The organism is Bacillus sp. FSL R9-9410, assembly GCF_038050385.1.
Taxonomy (GTDB): Bacteria; Bacillota; Bacilli; order Bacillales; family Bacillaceae_G; genus Bacillus_A; species Bacillus_A cereus_U.
The window spans coordinates 1,955,441-1,972,776 of sequence record NZ_JBBOTV010000001.1; the positions used below are offsets into that span (position 1 = coordinate 1,955,441).

The following is a 17,336-nucleotide window of genomic DNA, read 5'->3' on the forward strand; positions in this document are numbered from 1 at the left end:
TCAATTTGTTCGAAATATATTTAAAAATCAGTTCCAGTCATCCGAGCTAGCATAAATATTATTAAAAATATTGACTCGCCATGTTGTAACAATTACTTATAACATTAATCCAAGTGGAGTGAAAGTTATAAACTTCAAACAAAAGAAAGAGTAAATAAACAGTGTAGTCTATACGAACCTAGAAATTCCCTAGCAGAAGTAGTAATACGTACAACTTATATAAATAGGAAGAAATAGAAAATGAAATATCAAATTACATTCATATAAGTTTGAATATTTCGAGATATTAAAATTTTGATAGTTCATATATAATAGTGAAAAGAGTAGATTTTTGTAACTATTTGTAAAAAAAAGGAGGGTGCAAAATGAATAAAATAATACAAGCCCAATCTCAATGGGATTTGGACAGGCTATATCCTCAAGAACAAAACTTCACGTTGTCTATAGAAACGATAGAAAGATTAAAAATTGAATATAAAGCAACAAAAGACTCAGTAATCCTTTCACAACTTATACAGGCTATCGAAAAAGCAGAGTATTACTTATATTGCCGTGCTGCTGAAGATGAGAAGCATCCTGAAAATACTTTACTAAGTGTAAAAGTAAATCAATTAAAGAAAGAAGTTCAACTATTAATAGAATCTAGTAAGGGACAAAGTGTTAATACAAATCATTCAAGTATTAAACTAATAGAAAATGAATTAAAAGCTTGGGAAGATATGTATACACAATTAAGAAATAAAATAGAAGTAATACACGATAAAGAGACTTTATCATTTGGACAAGCAAATTACGTTGCGATGAATAGTGATGATCATAATGAAAGATTAATAGTATTTGATTCTCTTACAAATGCTTTGAATAAGGAAAAAGATATCTTTGCTACTGTATTGAATCAAATAGGAAGATTACGTCATGCTAAAAGTGATGAAATGGAAGGGACAGAGATTTTAAAACAATCACTACAAGCAAATGGCATCTCTGAAACTGCATTATCCCAGATGTGGAATGCAACGGAACAAAATCTTACGAAGCTAGTAATTGCGTTAAACGGTTATAAAAAAGGAAAGAATTCAATTACATGGTACGAGCTAATGACATGGAAAGAAAGTAATGAGACTGTTATTCCTTTTTCAGTAGCAGTAAAAAACATATATGATGCACTAAAAAATATAGATGAAGAATTGGCACAGTTCGCACAGAATGCAATAGCGAATGGCTGGATCGATGCTGAACCGAGAGATAATAAACCGCCGGGTGGATTTTGTGCTCCTTTTTTCAGTGAAAAAGAATCTCGCATTTCACTTCGTTATGATGGAACAATTGATAGTGTAAGAGTACTTGCTCATGAACTGGGACACGCTTGGCATTTTTATGTTATGAGTCTTGAACAATCTACAACATTTTTAGATGATTATCTGCCAATGAGTACAGCTGAATCAGCGTCTATTTTCTTTGAAACGGTAATCATGAATTATTTAATTCAAACAACAGATTGTGTAGAGATGAAAAAGTCATTGCTTAGCTGGAAAATAAGAAATAGTTTTAATTATGTTATGGCAATTCGTGCATCGTTTCAGTTCGAAAAGAGTTTTTATGAAAAAAGTAAAGAAGGTCCTATAAGTGCTGATGAAATTGAGAAATTATCTATAGCCGCGCAAGAAAAGGCATACGGGAATGCACTAACAGAATATCAGCCATTTGTTTGGATGAAATACGTTCAGTTTTATATAGCAGATGTTCCTTTTTATAATTATCCATACACATTTGGTTATTTAGTAAGTTTTAGTTTACTAGAATTAGCGAAAGAAAATAAAAGTGAATTTCATTTGAGGTATAAAGAATTTTTGCGAGAAACGGGAAAAGCTCCAGTTGAAGAACTTATGCAGATACATTTTGAAATTGATTTAACAAATTATGAGTTTTGGGATAAATCTTTTATACAAATAAATAAAGATATTGATGAATATTTGCAGCTTATGTAGGGGGAGAACAAATTAATAAAGGGGACTACATACATGAACAGAATCGGTATTATCGGAGCAATGCAAATTGAAATAGACTTACTTTTAGAAAAACTACATATAGATGAGGAACAAACTATTGCAGGAATGCCTTTTTATAAAGGGAATTTCATGGATACAGAAGTTATTATTACGCGATGTGGTGTAGGCAAGGTAAATGCAGCTGCTTGTACACAAATATTAATTAATAAATTTGATGTAGACTCTATCATTAATACAGGTGTTGCGGGTGGATTACATCTGGATGTGAAAGTTGGCGATCTAGTTATTTCTACAAACGTTACACATCATGATGTTAATAAAAATCAAATGAAGAATCTATTTCCGTTTCAGGAAGCGTTTCATGCAAGCGGGGAATTAAGAGATTTAGCCCGAAAAGCTGTTAATAGTAGTAGTTTAAATATTACTGTTCATGAAGGAAGAATCGTCAGCGGAGAATGCTTTGTCGATGATTTAAGATTAAAGGAGCAATTAGTTACTGAATATGCACCTCATTGTACAGAAATGGAAGGGGCAGCAATTGGACATGTTGCTTATATAAATGACATACCGTTTCTCGTTTTGAGATGTATTTCTGACAGTGCAGATGATTCAGCGCAAGTTTCATATGATGATTTCGCGAAAACCGCAGCGAATTATTGTTCAGAAATTATTGTTGAGATGATTAAAAATAGTTCGAGTAAAACTGTATTGTAGTTCATAAGTAAAGAATGGGAGAGAATATCATGTTACAAGCACTAATTTTCGATATGGATGGAACTTTATTTCAAACAGACAAAATTTTAGAATTATCACTAGATGATACATTTAATCATTTGCGTTCGTTACAACTATGGGATGTGGAAACACCTATTGATAAATACCGTGAAATTATGGGTGTTCCTTTGCCTAAAGTTTGGGAAGCACTATTACCTGATCATTCAAATGAAGTAAAAAAACAAACAGATGCTTATTTTTTAGAGAGATTAATTGAAAACATAAAGAGTGGAAAAGGGGCTTTATATCCGTATGTAAGGGAAGTTTTTAGTTTTATAAAAGAAAATAACTGTTCCATTTACATTGCTAGTAACGGTTTAACGGAATATTTACAAGCAATCGTATCTTATTATGATTTAGACCAATGGGTTACGGAAACGTTCAGTATTGAGCAAATACAATCGCTTAATAAAAGTGACTTAGTAAAAAGCATTTTGATGAAATATGATATAAAAGAGGCAGCGGTAGTTGGTGATCGTTTATCTGATATAAATGCAGCTAAAGATAATGGCTTGATTGCGATTGGATGCAATTTTGACTTTGCACAAGAAGATGAGCTTGCTCATGCTGATTTAGTAATTGCTGATTTAATGGAGTTGAAGGGGATATTACCTGAATTGAAGAATACTTACATAACAAAATGAATAAGTTCACATTCAAATGAATGCTCAGGATCATATATTCTTGGGCATTTTTGTTTTTCAAAAAGATACATTTGGATAGAGAAAATGGGGGATTAAGCTGGAAGATATACAAATTAAGCAGATTGAAGATTTGTTTAAATATGAGATCAATCATCTTATTATGGGAAGTAAAGAAGAAGGTTTTAACTTCTTGATAAAATTAATAAATGAATATGAAAGTAAAAGAAATAGGTTTAGTAAAACAGGCGAATGTTTATATGGTATTTTTCAAGAGGAAACGTTAATTGGAATTGGAGGATTAAATCAAGATCCGTTTACGAAAGATAATAAGATTGGCCGATTGAGAAGGTTTTATATTTCAAATGATTATCGGCGCATGGGGTTAGGGAAGTTGTTATTGAAGCAACTATTAAGACATGCGGAAAAGTATTTTCACATTGTTGTTCTACATACGGATACAAAGCAAGGTGAGGAGTTTTATAGCGCAAATGGATTTGTAAAAAGCGAAAATTATAAAGGTTCAAGTCACCTGATAAGATTGTAGAAAGGTTCTATATTCAAGTATGGAACCTTTCTTATGCAATTACATCTTAACATTCATTTGTTTCAATAAAACCTTCGGATCACCTTTTACATAATAAAAATGCGGATTATTCTCATCATCGTAAAGCATAATATAAGGTTTTTCATTCACTGGAAGAAGGATGAGTACTTCATCAATTGTTGTATGTAACCATTGATTTGTAATAGAAACAGGTTTAGATAAAGGGATTTTTATCATATGTCCATCTTTCGGAACGACATTTAAGTTTTTAAATGGACCAGTAATTGATTTTGCAAATTGAACAGCTTCTTTTTGAATAGCTGGATCTAAAGATTGTTTTTGAACGACCATTTCTTTTTTACAATCAAATACTTCAATTTGTTTATTTGTATTTGCGAACGCATTTGTTGATAATAAAAAGAAGAAAAGAGTAATGACTCCTATTTTTTTGAACATGAAACAACACCTCACACTTACTATACCCTCAAACGTTGTAAATATTTTTATGTCACATTGATGTAACAAAGAAGTTGTATGATAAAATTGATATTTGTTTATAAGTAATGGAGGAAATGTAATGAAAGTATTAATCGCGGATGATGAACAAGATATGCTGAAAATTTTAAAAGCATATTTTGAAAAAGAAGGCTTCGAAGTTTTATTAGCAAAAGATGGAGAGGAGGCACTTCAAATATTTTATGATGAGAAAATTGACTTAGCTATTTTAGACTGGATGATGCCGAAAAGTAGTGGTATTACTGTCTGTCAGGAAATAAAAAAGAATTCGAGTGTAAAAGTATTAATGCTTACTGCGAAAAGTGAAAGTGAAGATGAATTAGCAGCTCTTCAAAGCGGGGCAGATGAATACGTGAAAAAGCCATTTCACCCAGGAGTGCTCATTACACGAGCGAAAAAGCTTGTACAGCATGAAGATGTTATTCAAGTTCAAGATTTAAAAATAGATTTCACCAAAAATAAAGTATATAAAAATGAGAAAGAATTAGATATTACAAAGACAGAATTACAATTAATAAAGTGCTTTTTAAATCATAAAGGCACGATTTTAACGCGGAAAAAGTTGTTAGATATCGTCTGGGGATTTGATTATTTTGGGGAAGAGCGAACGGTTGATACGCATGTAAGAAGATTACGTAAAAAAATAGGAGAAAATATTATAAAGACACATCGCGGTTTAGGATACAGTTTGGAGGAAGAGTGTGAATAAACTCGGTAAAAAGTTATTTTTCAGCATCTCTTTAACAGTCATCCTTATTTATACGGTCTCTTTATTATTAATTAACTATTTTTTACCAAAATATAATGTGCACAAAACACGCGAAGGCTTAGAAGGCATTACAGCGCAAATCCAGTCAATACCGCGTAAAGAACTGGATGATGCTATAAATCGTATTGAAAATGAAGGTAATGTTACGATTGCTTATACATCAATAAATAGTTCAGAAGATGCTATTAATGAAGAATTACGCATGCAACTTACAAAAAAGAGAGTTGCATTGAATAAACTTTGGATTACAAAAGAAGAAATTACGAAAGTGAAGAACCTCGGACAATCGAATAAAATATATGATCAAGAAAAGATAAAATCTAGTTTTTTTGCGAAATACATTGCGAAAGATGATATGTTGATTTTAGTAGGAGTTTCTATCGCACATTCCAATGAAGTAATTAAAACGCTTAACTCATTTTATTTATACATTTTGGGATTCTCACTATTTCTTATTATTGTGCTCGTCTGGATTTTTTCAAAAACAATCACTACACCACTGAATGAATTGAGTGATGTCGCAGAAGATATTTCACGTCTGAAATTTAAACGGACGAAAGTTAAAACGAATGATGAAATAGGTGATTTAGCAAATAGTATAAACATTATGAGTGATAAATTACATGAAGCACATCAAGATTTAACAGATCGAAATGACCACTTAAAACGATTTATGGGCGATGTAACTCATGAATTAAAAACACCAATCGCATTAGTAAAAGCATATTCTATGGGAATAAAAGATGGTTTAGATGACGGTACATATGTTGATACAATCATTAGACAAACAGATCAAATTTCAAATTTAATTGAAGAGTTATTACGATTTTCTAAATTAGAAAGAGATATTTTACAAAAAGAAGAATTCCCTATTGAATCACTAGTACAAAGTATAATAGATAAGCATAAAATTGAACTGGATTCGAAAGAAATCAAGTTGCAAGTAAACTATAATGCTGGTGACGCGATTGTTTATGCTGATTTAAATAAAATGAGAATGGTCTTTCAAAATTTAATCTCTAATGCGATAAAATATACAACGAATCAAGATATAAAAATCACATTAGAAGAGAAAAATGACGTTGTGTATTTTCAAATTCAAAATGGTAGTGCTGCTGAGGGCAGTAAAGAGATAGATAGAATTTGGGAACCTTTTTACGTATTAGAATCTTCTCGTAGTAAAGAAAAATCAGGTACTGGATTAGGACTAGCGATTGTAAAAAGTATTTTAGAAAGACATGGATTTGAATACGGGGTTTCGGTAGTAGATGGGGAAATACAATTTTATATGTATATAGATAGGAACTAATTGTTATTAGTTCCTTTTCTTCTATATAAAAGGATTTGATAGTTCTACAAATTTTTCAACTTTTACATAAAGTATAAACTGAATTTTCAGTGTTTTTGGTGTATAGTAAGAGAAGAAAGTGCTGGGGAGGGAAGTACATGGAGAAAAAGAAATTAGCAATTACATTATCGACTATATTATCTTTAACAATTACTTCAGGAGTTTCTAGTATGACTGCACATGCAGAAAATAAGGAAGGGATCTCCGCAAAGGAGAATAATGTTAAGTTAAATGGTCAAGTTTCAGAAGCTTTAATGTCAAACACGAAAATTGAATTAGAAAATGGGATGACGAAACCAATCTATTCACTTGATGAAGCCATTGTAGAAAATCTATTTGTAGAGACAGAAGTTGATAGTGATCGAGATGGTAAAAAAGATCGTGTATCAGTAAAGGTTATGCGTCCAAAAACGAATCAAGATGTGAAAGTTCCTGTTATTTATGAAATGAGTCCATATCGATCGGGTTTAAAAGATGTTCCTGTGTATAATGTTGATGAAGAATTGTATGCGTATGAAGGAAAACCGTATGGGGCAGCTAATCTTGGATCGTATGGTAATTATTATGTTCCGAGAGGATATGCAGTTATTTTAGGTGAAAGTATCGGAACTGGAAAATCAGATGGATGTCCGACAACTGGAGATGAGCAAGAAATACTTGGGACGAAGTCTGTCATTGATTGGGTGAATGGTCGTGCAAAAGCATATACAGAGGATGGTAAGGAAGTAAATGCAAATTGGTCTACGGGAAATGTAGGAATGACAGGAGTTTCTTATAATGGTACGTTACCAAATGCTGTCGCAGCGACAGGAGTGGAAGGGTTAAAAACAATTATTCCAATCGCAGCGATTAGTAGTTGGTATGATTATTATCGTGCAAATGGGGCGGTTATTGCGCCGGGTGGTTATCAAGGAGAAGATACAGATAATATGGCTGAAGCAGTACTAACAAGAAAGAACCCAGAAGTTTGCGGTCAGATCATTAAAGAACTAACAGCTGGACAAGATCGTAAAACAGGTGATTATAACGACTTTTGGGATAAGCGTAACTATGTAAAAAATGTTAAGAATGTGAAGGCTAGTGTGTTTGTTGTTCATGGTTTAAATGATTGGAATGTAAAAACGAAGCAGTTTTCACAGTGGTGGGAAGCTCTTGGCGAAAATAATGTTCCTCGTAAAATGTGGTTACATCAAGGTGGACACGGCGGAACATCAAGTAATAACTGGCAACAAACGCAAAATAAATGGTTCGATTATTGGTTATATGGAATTGAAAATGGAATTATGGCTGAACCGATGGTAGATGTACAACGTGAAAATAAATCGTGGCAAAAAATAAAAAATTGGCCAGATCCAGCGGCTGTACCATCAAAAGTCCGTATGTATTTAAGTAATAAAGCAGTCAATCTACCATTAAGTATGGGATCAGTAAACAATGTTTTCTCCTTAGTAGATGATGCTAAAATAAAGTCAAATCAACTAGTAGAAAACCCTGAGTTAGAAATAGCGAATCGATTAGTATATACAATGCCTGTATTGCAAAAAGATATGCGAATAAGTGGTACGCCTAAGATTTCAATAATAGGAAATATTGATCGGTCTGTTTCAAATTTAACAGCTTTACTCGTTGATTACGGCGGAGCGAAGCCTGAAATTGTAACGAGAGGTTGGATGGATCCGCAAAACTTAAATAGTATAGAAAATTCAACAGCGATTCAACCTGGTAAAGATTATACATTTACATGGGACATGCAGCCGGATGATTACGTATTTAAAGCAGGGCATCAAATTGGAGTGGTATTAATCGCAAGTGACTACGATTATACAATTAGACCGAAAGCGGGTACGAAGCTTAAGGTAAAATTAAGTGAAGTAACATTGCCGATTGTGAAATAAATGGTTTTTGATGAAGAGCTTACTATAGTAAGCTCTTTAAATTTTGAAATATAAATGCCTACAAATATGGGGAGTTTATTATGAAGTTCTATTGGTAGATATAAAAATGCTTACAACAAATAAAAAAATTGCATTAATGATTAAAAGTCCACTAAAGGTAAAAGCGGCAAAACCTCCAGCTAATCCATCTCCTACTTTTTCTCCAATTACGTGCATAGTGGCAAAGAAAACAATGGGGGAAGAAAGAATGAAAATACCACTGGCTATTTTCCATATTCGTTTATAATTTTTTGCTATAAAGAAAATTAGAACATTAATAGCGATAAGGAGAAAAAGAACTCCAATTAATGAATTCATCATATCCTCCTTTCAAAATTAGTCTGAATTTTTAATTTATATATTCATTTTGAAGAGAATATTATACAATATGATTATATTCTATGGAAAGCGAGTGATATATTATGACAGTCAGCTCTTTCGAATTTTTATTAAAATTTGAGGTACGGAAAGATTAAGTAAATTAGAATCTTCCGTACACATAAAACGGAGGAGAAAATAAATGTTTAGTTTTTATAGTACACTTTGTACAGAACTTTATGATTACACAAAACCTGTCGGTTATTCTTTGAATGGTGATATTGAATATTATCAAGATCGTTTAAAGAGTTGTAAAGGAAGAATTCTCGAAGCAGCAGTAGGATCGGGACGTGTCATTATTCCATTTCTTGAAGCTGGTTTTAAAGTTGATGGGATAGATTATTCGCCTGAAATGCTAGATTCTTGCCGAAAGCGGTGTAAAGAGAGAGGCATACATCCTAATTTATATGAAGGAAGCTTACAACAATTTTCACTGCCGCATAAATATGAGGCAATTATCATTCCTACTGGATCCTTTTGTTTAATTGAAAATCGTGATGATTCTATAAACGCTTTGAAATGTTTTTATGAACATCTTAATCCAGGTGGGCGTTTAATTGTAGACCTTGGGCTTCCGTATGATTGGAAGACAGGTGAGATTCATACATCGACTTTTTCCTTACCAAGCGGAGACGGGATTACATTAGAAAATAAATCAATTGAAATAGATTGGCTTAACCAAGTAACTGTATCATATTTAAAATATGAAAAATGGAGTAAAGGAAAGTTAGTACAAACTGAACTACAACGTTTTGCAATGCGGTGGTATGGAATAGAAGAGTTTAAACTTCTTTTAGAAAGTATAGGTTTCACTGACATTACTTGCTCTGCTGACTATGTTTATGAAAAGCAACCGTCAAATGCAGACCAAATTATTACTTTTGAAGCTGTACGAAAAGAATAATATAGGAACTATTCATGAAAATAAGGCAATCGACACAACATCGACTGCCTTATTTTCAATTTTAGGACATGTTTTATTTAATTGTTTATAGAGAAAGATCGGAGGAAAACAAATGAAATTCATCAATGCTGCTACGTTTTCATTGTCCAAGCATTCTCCTACTAACTACATATACTATTTATATTAAGGACGGTCACTAATTTATTGAGAAACCGTCATTTATATATAAATGACAACTTTGGAAGGAGTTAAGAAAAATTTGGAAAATGAACAGCCAGGAAGAATTGAAAATCAAGTGTATTCTAATCGAGTATTAAGATCAGAATTTGATGAGAATTGGGCAACTTGTATTTCGAAAAGTGGATATGTAATATATACGGCTACAAGTGACAATGCGGAAGTAATAGTTTTACTTTCTGATGGTTCAAGAAAATTATTAATCTTTGAAAAAGGCGGTAAAGTAATAGTAGGCGGTGGTGGAACAAGCCATTATAGTAAACCGCATATTGCAAGAGATATTTAATGTGAAAAATGTTAATCGAGAAGATGATCGTAGCCTTATAGTCTTTAATTTATATATATAAATACGTATCCTAAAGCAAGTTTTTGTTTTAGATTCTGGCGTTTTTGTAACAAAAATAAGATGAAAAAGATCTTTAACGTATAAAGGTCTTTTTTGTTTTATTCACAAATAAAATTAATGGAGGTGAGCTAATAATGAAAAATATTGGAGTAACCTATGTTCTTTCGGGAGTTCTCCTATTCGGTCTTACATATATAACTTCCGCAATTTACGCGGGTTCATTAGAAATTTGGGATAGACCAAGCGGAAAATTCTTTACTACATTTTATGAAATCCAGGGTACAATTTTATCGGTAATTTCAATTTGTTTTATTATAGCAGGGATATACTGTATACATAAAAAAGTGTAGTGAAAAACAATCAGCCTTTCATGTACTATACATGAAAGACTGATTGTTTTTATGTGTTGAAGGAGTCTTTTAGAAGAATTGTAGTTTTTAGATTGATAGTTAAAATTGTAACAGCTTATGTATCATTAATATCATTTTGTCAAATGAATGTCACATAAAAGTCTTATAGTGTATATAGAAAGTGAAACATACACAAATCAGGAGATGAAATGATGAAAAAAGCGTTACAATATATATTTATATTACTTACGTTATTTACCTTAAGTTATGTAATTCATACCAACTATGAAAAGCAGAAAGAAATTAAAAATAATAAACAAGTAATTAGTGAAGTTGCAAAGAGGTATGATATTCCAGATTGGATACCATTATCAATTGCGGATCATGAAACAAAATTTAACCGAAAAGCAATAGGAGATAACGGAACATCTTTCGGATTATTCCAATTACATCGTGGTGGATTAGCACCAGCACAATTATCGGAAGAGAGTTTAGTAGATTCACGGATAAATACAACGATAGCAATTTCAAGTATGGTCAAATCGTATGAGCGTGGTGTGAAAAAAGGACTGCAGGATTGGGAGTTGCTTAAATATGTTGCTAATACATCAGGGTGGCCAGGAGACTTAGGGGGAGAATGGACAGATAATAATACGAAATATAATAAAGGACTAGAACAATCCTATCAATTATATAAAAAAGAGAAGTAGATATAAAAAGGCATTTTCAATTTGGGGAAATGTCTTTTTTATGTTATAGTATAAAAGTGTTTGGGCGCTATGTTATTTCGATATATCTTCGAATTTGTTATGTAGTATTTTTATATTAAATAACTACTAAAATCATTTTTTTATATAAGGAGTAAGGTAGGAAAATATGAAAAATATAGATTTTATACTAGAAAGTGATGAAACATTAAAACCGTCAGAACGATTAGTACTATTATTATTAGAGAAGCATAGAATGTTATATACGAACGATCTATTAGCTCTTTCAAATTTATCATATAAAACATTAACAGATTCACTAACAGCACTCGTTTTAAAGTCTTATGTTTTAAAGAATACAGGTAAGGGAAGAAGGCAAAATTGTTATAGATTAGTATGATAAGAGTACCGTTATAGACGCTTGCTACATATGCATTTTTCAAATGTAAGGATAAAACTCATTTTTGTTTTCAAATGATAAAAACAATAGAAGTTAACCGTTTTTTATATACACGAAGTCCCGGCTACTAAGTTTATAATTCAATTTCATTTTTATAATACCTAGTTGGTTTTAATAAATAATAAAGAAAATTCGAAATGATTATAAAAATGAAATCGGAAAACAATCCATGTACTACGCGGATTGTTTTTTTATTGGAATAATAAATATTACAGATAATATTATTATGTAAACTTTTAATTAGGAAAGGAATAAGTAATTGCTAATAGAATTAATAAAGAGAAAAAATGTAATATCTTTATAAATGAAAATTCATGTGTGTAAAAATGTTTTCTACAATTGGGGGAAAAGAATAACATAAACTACTATTTTATAGCAGCATAAATAAAAATTCTCATTTTAAATACAGAGATGTCGTCGAACGCTATCTCTAATTGGTTAATTTGTGAGATTTTTTTGTGAAGGAGCTTATTTTATAGAAATAGAATTTATGTTAGTAAGAGATCGTGCCGATGGTAGTGAAAAAATATGGGTTAGGGGGATTTGAAAATGAGGAAACTCAAAAGAATCAATGTTCCTAATATACCAGAGCAACTATCACAGCCTAACGACAATCGAACTATAAATAAGAAGAAGTTAAGGCGTTTTATTTTCATGTTCATTTTTATTGCTGTAACTACTTTGTACGTTCAATATATTTTAACGAAACAACAAGAAGTAATTAATGGCAAAAAAAATACAATAACAAATCAAAAGAAACAATTAGTTTCTTTAAAGAAAGATCAAGGTTCTTTAAAGACTAACATTGAGAATTTAGCCGATAATGAAGAAGAAATTTTAAAGTTTGCGAGAAAAGAGTATCAATTTTCTAAGTCAAACGAAACAATATTCGTATTGCCAAAGTGAAGTGGTGGAACAGTTAGCGATAGCTAACTGTTTTTTGATGTATGAGGGAAAAGGTGTTTGTAGTGTGAATGTCATGGTACAAGGAGCAATGACATATTGTAAAAATGAGAAGTTTGAGCCATTTTTAATTGTTTTAAGAGATTTTCATAATTATGGAATATATGTCAAAATAAATATTGTTAAAATTCTGTCAATTGTATATAATACAAGGTAAGCGGATACATTTTTTAATGAACGTTGAGTTAACAGCTTATACGTCTGTTAAGAAAACCGTTATCCTCGTATAAGAAAGGAAGATAGCTGTGTACGCTTCAAATACAATTTACGTCGTAGGGGATGCGAAAGCACCTCAAAATAATCCCATTACCGAAAAGTTCAAAAGTTATTTTGTAGCATTTGTACTTGAGAAGGATACAGGGGAAATTGTAGATTCAGATTGCTCAGCGACAATTGCATTAACATCTCAATTTGTTAAATATTTGTTTCTACATAAAAATATTAATGACCCAGCATTAGTAACAGAAATAAAAAATCGATACTTCGGTTCGTCTCAAAAGGCGCTACTTGTAGCGCTAAAGGATGCACAGAAAAAATATAATCAGATCGCTGCTTTGTCTACCCATTCATAGAAAAAATCCAGCCGTAAGAATCTTCTTATGGCTGGATTTTTTTGTTTGGTATTAACGGGCAAAATAAAGCCTTCCGTGGATTAAAGTTTCACTCTATAGACAACGAAAGGATGAACAAAATGAAAATTACCGATGTGAAGGTAAACCGCCGACATGTAAAACTTCATACACTGTTTAAAACAGCGCTTCGTACTGTAACAGAAATCGAAAGTATAGATGTGTTTATTCATACAGATGAAGGGATTGTTGGAAAAGGAGCTGCTGCAGCAACGCCGGTTATTACAGGTGATTTTGCCAACGGGATGGAGGAAGCAATATTAGGACCAATTCGTTCTGTATTAGTTGAAAAAGATGTACTGCAATTTCAAACGTTATTGTTACACATTCAAATGAGCTGTATAGGAAATACAAGTGCGAAAGCGGCGGTAGATATGGCTTTATACGATGTGTATTGTCAATTTCACAACATACCGTTATACGCATTACTAGGTGGAAAGAAAGAGATTTATACTGATATTACAGTAAGTGTGGATGAACCTTTATTAATGGCAAAAGAAGCGAAAAAGCATATTGAAAAGGGATTCCAAACATTAAAAATTAAGGTGGGTAAAGAGGCACATTTAGATTTGGAACGCATAGAGGCAATTCGAAATGTGGTTCCAAAGAATACGACGTTACGTTTAGATGCAAATCAAGGATGGAAACCGAAAGAAGCGGTTTCTATTATTAGAGAAATGGAGAATAGAAATTTAAATATAGAATTTGTAGAACAACCAGTTCATGCGAAAGATTGGGATGGATTAAAGTACGTGAAGGACAATGTACAAACGCCTATTATGGCAGATGAAAGTATGTTTTCGGCAAGCGACGCATTAAAGATTGTCCAAGGAGGATATGCAGACCTACTTAATATTAAATTAATGAAATGCGGCGGCATACGAGAAGCTTGGCGTATTGCAGATATAGCAGAAGCAGCAGGTGTGAAATGTATGGTTGGAAGTATGATGGAATCTTCACTTTCAGTTAGCGCTGTTGCACATTTAGCTGCGGCTCATCCGAACATTCATTACTTTGATCTTGATGCACCGTTATGGTTAGTAGAAGAGCCAGAAGGGATGACTTACACTGGTCCAAAGGTAAACCTGCATTCTGTAGTGAATATACAATCTTAGAAGTAGTACCTAGTAAACTATCTTTTAAGGAGGATATATATGAAAAAAGTAGGAACTGCATTTTTAACAACTTTATTTATATTTTCATCATTTACATCGGCAAATGCTGAAGAGAAGAAGGATAGTAAAGCATTTATAGATGTATCTGCTGCAACGCTTTGGACTGCGCCTGATTCATTACGACCAATTGATGCACCGAGCGCCACAAATCCAGTTGATTTGTGGAAGTGGACGAAATCAATGACGCTTGATGAGAAGCTTTGGTTAACAAGTGCAAATAAATTAGAAACGCAAGCGCTACTCGGTCAAGAAGTAACGGTCATTGATAAAAAAGGTGATTGGGTAAAAGTACTAGTGCACGGACAGCCAACACCGCGAAATGAAGAAGGATATCCCGGGTGGATGCCTGAAAAACAATTAACGTATAATCAAGAATTTGCAGATAAGGCAGGACAGCCGTTCGTTTTGATTACAAAACCGACAGCAATTGTATATATTAATCCTTCTGAAAAACATAAATCACTAGAAGTAAGTTATAATACGCGATTACCACTTTTGAGTGAAGATGCTATTTCGTACCGCGTACTATTACCAAATGGTCAGAAGGCGTGGCTACGGAAAAATGATGGAACTGTTCACCGTTCTCAAAATGATATTCCTACGCCAACAGCTGATGATTTAATAAACACCGGCAAGATGTTTTTAGGCTTACCATATATATGGGCTGGTACAAGTGGGTTTGGTTTTGATTGCTCTGGATTTACACATACGATTTATAAATCACATGGCATTACAATACCGAGGGATTCTGGGCCACAATCAAAAGCAGGAATTGCGGTTGATAAAGAAAACCTACAAAAGGGCGATTTAATATTCTTTGCACATAATCAAGGAAAAGGTAGTGTTCATCATGTTGGAATGTATATTGGTGACGGAAATATGATTCACTCACCAAGAGCTGAAAGATCAGTTGAAATTATACCGCTAAATACACCAGGATATATAGAAGAATACGCTGGTGCTCGTCGCTACTTACCTTAAAAAAGATAGGGGGGCTTTATATGAAAAAGGTTGTTCGCTACTCATTAGTTAGTACTCTACTTATATCTTCATTTTTAGTAGGATGTGCTAAAGAAAAAACAGCTACAAAGCCGAAAGATGAGAAGAAAGTATTGCAACTATTAGAAACGGGTGAAATTCCGTCACTAAATTCAGGGAAAGTAACAGACGCCGTATCGTTTAACGTTTTAAACAACGTAATGGAAGGGTTATTCCGTTTATCGAAAAATGATGAAGTGGTTCAAGCGGGAGCACAAAAATATGAAGTGAGTAAAGATGGAAAGACATATACATTCCATTTGCGCGATGCGAAATGGTCTAACGGAGATCCAGTAACAGCACAAGATTACGTATATGCTTGGAAGCAACTGATTAATCCAGATACAGCCTCTCAATATGCATATATCGCGTACGATGTGAAAAATGCGGAAAAGATAAATAAGAAACAATTAGGATTAGAAGAATTAGGTGTGAAAGCAAAGGATGATAAAACGTTCGTTGTTGAATTAGAACATCCAGTACCGTATTTTACAAAACTACTTATTTTACCGTCGTTCTATCCAATTAATGAAAAGTTTGCGAAAGAGCAAGGTGATAAATACGGTTTAGAGGCAAATAAAGCGGTGTATAATGGGCCGTTTACGTTGTCGGAGTGGAAGCACGAAGCAAGTTTTACAATGAAGAAAAATGATAAATATTGGGATAAAAAAGAAGTGAAGTTAGATGAAGTAAACTACCAAATTGTTAAAGAAATTTCAACGGCGGTAAATTTATATGAAACAGATAAAGTAGATAGAGCTGTCATTTCTACAGAATTCGTAGATAAATATAAAAATAATAAAGAATTGAAACAATATACAGATCCAGTTATGTATTTCTTCCGTTTCAATGAAAATGTACCGATTCTTAAAAATAAAAACGCACGTCTTGCGCTAAGTACAGTGTTTGATAAAAAGGGCTTGGCGACATCATTTTTAAATGACGGATCGGTAGCTGCGAACTACTACGTTCCGAAAGGATTTTTAAAGGGCCCAGATAAGAAAGATTTTAGAGATACGGCTGGAGAGTTTAATAAGATGAACGTAAAACAGGCGAAGGAATATTGGGAAAAAGCAAAGCAAGAGACGGGAACAAATGAAGTAACGCTAGAATTCTTAAACTATGACTTAGAAAACTTTAAAAAAGTAGGAGAGTATATTAAAGAAGAGCTTGAGAAAAACTTACCAGGGCTAAAAGTAAATGTGAAATTACAACCACATACGCAAAAACTAGCGTTAGAGAAGAAAAAAGAATATGAAATGTCGTTATCACGCTGGTTACCTGATTATCCAGATCCAATGACTTACTTAGAAGTATTCCTTTCGGGAAGTACTGTCAATAATACAGGATATGCAAATCCAGAGTATGACGCGTTAATTAAGAAGATTAAAACAGAATTAGGTAATGATGAAAAAGCTCGCTGGAAGGCATTGCAAGATGCGGAAAAAATGCTCCTTGATGATGCAGTAATCGCACCAGTATTCCAGCGCGGATTATCTTACTTACAAAAACCATATGTGAAAGATTTATATGTACATCAATTTGGCCCAGGAACAAGCTTGAAATGGGTAGACATACAAAAGTAAAGAAAGAGGAAAAACAGACTTCACGTAT

The 17,336-nt window shown here is 32.8% G+C and carries 20 protein-coding genes and 1 pseudogene; 19 read left to right on the plus strand and 2 right to left on the minus strand.

From position 1 onward, the window contains the following. Positions 1-79: 79 nt before the first annotated feature. The 5 genes and pseudogenes from MKX77_RS30655 to MKX77_RS10265 all read left to right on the plus strand — a co-directional run. A pseudogene (locus MKX77_RS30655) lies at positions 80-154 on the plus strand (DUF3888 domain-containing protein); the annotation flags it as partial. 211 nt (positions 155-365) lie between these two features. Further along, complete coding sequence (locus MKX77_RS10250) at positions 366-1,985, plus strand: M3 family metallopeptidase (protein ID WP_341306531.1); 1,620 nt, start codon at positions 366-368, stop codon at positions 1,983-1,985. A gap of 33 nt (positions 1,986-2,018) precedes the next feature. Next, positions 2,019-2,720, plus strand: coding sequence for a 5'-methylthioadenosine/adenosylhomocysteine nucleosidase (locus MKX77_RS10255; RefSeq protein ID WP_341306532.1), 702 nt, complete (start codon positions 2,019-2,021; stop codon positions 2,718-2,720). Positions 2,721-2,749: 29 nt separating this feature from the next. Next, complete coding sequence (locus tag MKX77_RS10260) at positions 2,750-3,424, plus strand: HAD family hydrolase (protein WP_341306533.1); 675 nt, start codon at positions 2,750-2,752, stop codon at positions 3,422-3,424. A gap of 130 nt (positions 3,425-3,554) precedes the next feature. After that, on the plus strand, positions 3,555-3,968 hold the full coding sequence (locus MKX77_RS10265; protein WP_341306534.1) for a GNAT family N-acetyltransferase: 414 nt from the start codon (positions 3,555-3,557) through the stop codon (positions 3,966-3,968). 39 nt (positions 3,969-4,007) lie between these two features. Here the strand turns inward: MKX77_RS10265 and MKX77_RS10270 are convergent, their stop codons facing one another. Beyond that, entirely contained in the window at positions 4,008-4,424 is a 417-nt protein-coding gene (locus MKX77_RS10270; protein ID WP_341306535.1) for a hypothetical protein, read from the minus strand. A 121-nt stretch (positions 4,425-4,545) separates the two neighbouring features. Here MKX77_RS10270 and MKX77_RS10275 point away from each other — a divergent pair, with 121 nt between their 5' ends. The 3 genes from MKX77_RS10275 (at position 4,546) to MKX77_RS10285 (ending at position 8,496) form a co-directional block, all read left to right on the plus strand. Next, entirely contained in the window at positions 4,546-5,193 is a 648-nt protein-coding gene (locus MKX77_RS10275; RefSeq protein ID WP_000865958.1) for a response regulator transcription factor, read from the plus strand. Next, positions 5,186-6,562 carry a sensor histidine kinase gene (locus MKX77_RS10280; RefSeq protein ID WP_341306536.1) on the plus strand — a complete coding sequence of 459 codons (1,377 nt, stop codon included), beginning with the start codon at positions 5,186-5,188 and terminating at the stop codon, positions 6,560-6,562. The genes MKX77_RS10275 and MKX77_RS10280 overlap by 8 nt, the downstream gene beginning before the upstream one ends. Before the next feature lie 137 nt (positions 6,563-6,699). Continuing rightward, a complete protein-coding gene (locus MKX77_RS10285) occupies positions 6,700-8,496 on the plus strand; it encodes a Xaa-Pro dipeptidyl-peptidase (RefSeq protein WP_341306537.1) in 1,797 nt (598 codons plus the stop codon). A gap of 78 nt (positions 8,497-8,574) precedes the next feature. Here MKX77_RS10285 and MKX77_RS10290 read toward each other — a convergent pair whose 3' ends face one another. Beyond that, entirely contained in the window at positions 8,575-8,853 is a 279-nt protein-coding gene (locus tag MKX77_RS10290; protein ID WP_341306538.1) for a hypothetical protein, read from the minus strand. Between the two features lie 202 nt (positions 8,854-9,055). On the opposite strand from MKX77_RS10290, the gene MKX77_RS10295 reads away from it, so the two are divergent. The 11 genes from MKX77_RS10295 (at position 9,056) to MKX77_RS10345 (ending at position 17,308) form a co-directional block, all read left to right on the plus strand. Beyond that, positions 9,056-9,817: a class I SAM-dependent methyltransferase gene (locus tag MKX77_RS10295; protein ID WP_341306539.1), complete on the plus strand. Its 762-nt coding sequence runs from the start codon at positions 9,056-9,058 to the stop codon at positions 9,815-9,817. 259 nt (positions 9,818-10,076) lie between these two features. Beyond that, a complete protein-coding gene (locus MKX77_RS10300; protein ID WP_341306540.1) occupies positions 10,077-10,340 on the plus strand; it encodes a hypothetical protein in 264 nt (87 codons plus the stop codon). Between the two features lie 194 nt (positions 10,341-10,534). Beyond that, complete coding sequence (locus MKX77_RS10305) at positions 10,535-10,750, plus strand: hypothetical protein (protein ID WP_341306541.1); 216 nt, start codon at positions 10,535-10,537, stop codon at positions 10,748-10,750. A 209-nt stretch (positions 10,751-10,959) separates the two neighbouring features. Continuing rightward, positions 10,960-11,460 carry an invasion protein gene (locus MKX77_RS10310; RefSeq protein WP_341306542.1) on the plus strand — a complete coding sequence of 167 codons (501 nt, stop codon included), beginning with the start codon at positions 10,960-10,962 and terminating at the stop codon, positions 11,458-11,460. A gap of 166 nt (positions 11,461-11,626) precedes the next feature. Then, positions 11,627-11,857, plus strand: a complete 231-nt coding sequence (locus tag MKX77_RS10315; RefSeq protein ID WP_341306543.1) for a hypothetical protein — start codon at positions 11,627-11,629, stop codon at positions 11,855-11,857. A 609-nt stretch (positions 11,858-12,466) separates the two neighbouring features. Beyond that, positions 12,467-12,823 carry an FtsB family cell division protein gene (locus tag MKX77_RS10320; RefSeq protein ID WP_215553353.1) on the plus strand — a complete coding sequence of 119 codons (357 nt, stop codon included), beginning with the start codon at positions 12,467-12,469 and terminating at the stop codon, positions 12,821-12,823. After that, positions 12,762-13,037, plus strand: coding sequence for a hypothetical protein (locus tag MKX77_RS10325; RefSeq protein WP_341306544.1), 276 nt, complete (start codon positions 12,762-12,764; stop codon positions 13,035-13,037). Before MKX77_RS10320 ends, MKX77_RS10325 begins: the two co-directional genes overlap by 62 nt. Before the next feature lie 88 nt (positions 13,038-13,125). Continuing rightward, positions 13,126-13,452, plus strand: a complete 327-nt coding sequence (locus MKX77_RS10330; RefSeq protein WP_341306545.1) for a DUF3870 domain-containing protein — start codon at positions 13,126-13,128, stop codon at positions 13,450-13,452. A gap of 110 nt (positions 13,453-13,562) precedes the next feature. Further along, positions 13,563-14,624, plus strand: a complete 1,062-nt coding sequence (locus MKX77_RS10335) for a dipeptide epimerase (RefSeq protein WP_341306546.1) — start codon at positions 13,563-13,565, stop codon at positions 14,622-14,624. A 39-nt stretch (positions 14,625-14,663) separates the two neighbouring features. Beyond that, a complete protein-coding gene (locus MKX77_RS10340) occupies positions 14,664-15,665 on the plus strand; it encodes a C40 family peptidase (protein WP_341306547.1) in 1,002 nt (333 codons plus the stop codon). A 20-nt stretch (positions 15,666-15,685) separates the two neighbouring features. Continuing rightward, positions 15,686-17,308 carry a peptide ABC transporter substrate-binding protein gene (locus MKX77_RS10345; RefSeq protein WP_341306548.1) on the plus strand — a complete coding sequence of 541 codons (1,623 nt, stop codon included), beginning with the start codon at positions 15,686-15,688 and terminating at the stop codon, positions 17,306-17,308. The last annotated feature ends 28 nt before the right edge of the window (positions 17,309-17,336 follow it).

What these genes read in the sequence shown, in the direction of transcription:
- MKX77_RS10250 (WP_341306531.1), top strand. Translation starts at nt 366, where the DNA reads ATGAATAAAATAATACAAGCCCAATCTCAATGGGATTTGGACAGGCTA.
- MKX77_RS10255 (WP_341306532.1), top strand. Translation starts at nt 2,019, where the DNA reads ATGAACAGAATCGGTATTATCGGAGCAATGCAAATTGAAATAGACTTA.
- MKX77_RS10260 (WP_341306533.1), top strand. Translation starts at nt 2,750, where the DNA reads ATGTTACAAGCACTAATTTTCGATATGGATGGAACTTTATTTCAAACA.
- MKX77_RS10270 (WP_341306535.1), bottom strand. Translation starts at nt 4,424, where the DNA reads ATGTTCAAAAAAATAGGAGTCATTACTCTTTTCTTCTTTTTATTATCA.
- MKX77_RS10275 (WP_000865958.1), top strand. Translation starts at nt 4,546, where the DNA reads ATGAAAGTATTAATCGCGGATGATGAACAAGATATGCTGAAAATTTTA.
- MKX77_RS10285 (WP_341306537.1), top strand. Translation starts at nt 6,700, where the DNA reads ATGGAGAAAAAGAAATTAGCAATTACATTATCGACTATATTATCTTTA.
- MKX77_RS10290 (WP_341306538.1), bottom strand. Translation starts at nt 8,853, where the DNA reads ATGAATTCATTAATTGGAGTTCTTTTTCTCCTTATCGCTATTAATGTT.
- MKX77_RS10295 (WP_341306539.1), top strand. Translation starts at nt 9,056, where the DNA reads ATGTTTAGTTTTTATAGTACACTTTGTACAGAACTTTATGATTACACA.
- MKX77_RS10305 (WP_341306541.1), top strand. Translation starts at nt 10,535, where the DNA reads ATGAAAAATATTGGAGTAACCTATGTTCTTTCGGGAGTTCTCCTATTC.
- MKX77_RS10310 (WP_341306542.1), top strand. Translation starts at nt 10,960, where the DNA reads ATGATGAAAAAAGCGTTACAATATATATTTATATTACTTACGTTATTT.
- MKX77_RS10315 (WP_341306543.1), top strand. Translation starts at nt 11,627, where the DNA reads ATGAAAAATATAGATTTTATACTAGAAAGTGATGAAACATTAAAACCG.
- MKX77_RS10320 (WP_215553353.1), top strand. Translation starts at nt 12,467, where the DNA reads ATGAGGAAACTCAAAAGAATCAATGTTCCTAATATACCAGAGCAACTA.
- MKX77_RS10335 (WP_341306546.1), top strand. Translation starts at nt 13,563, where the DNA reads ATGAACAAAATGAAAATTACCGATGTGAAGGTAAACCGCCGACATGTA.
- MKX77_RS10340 (WP_341306547.1), top strand. Translation starts at nt 14,664, where the DNA reads ATGAAAAAAGTAGGAACTGCATTTTTAACAACTTTATTTATATTTTCA.
- MKX77_RS10345 (WP_341306548.1), top strand. Translation starts at nt 15,686, where the DNA reads ATGAAAAAGGTTGTTCGCTACTCATTAGTTAGTACTCTACTTATATCT.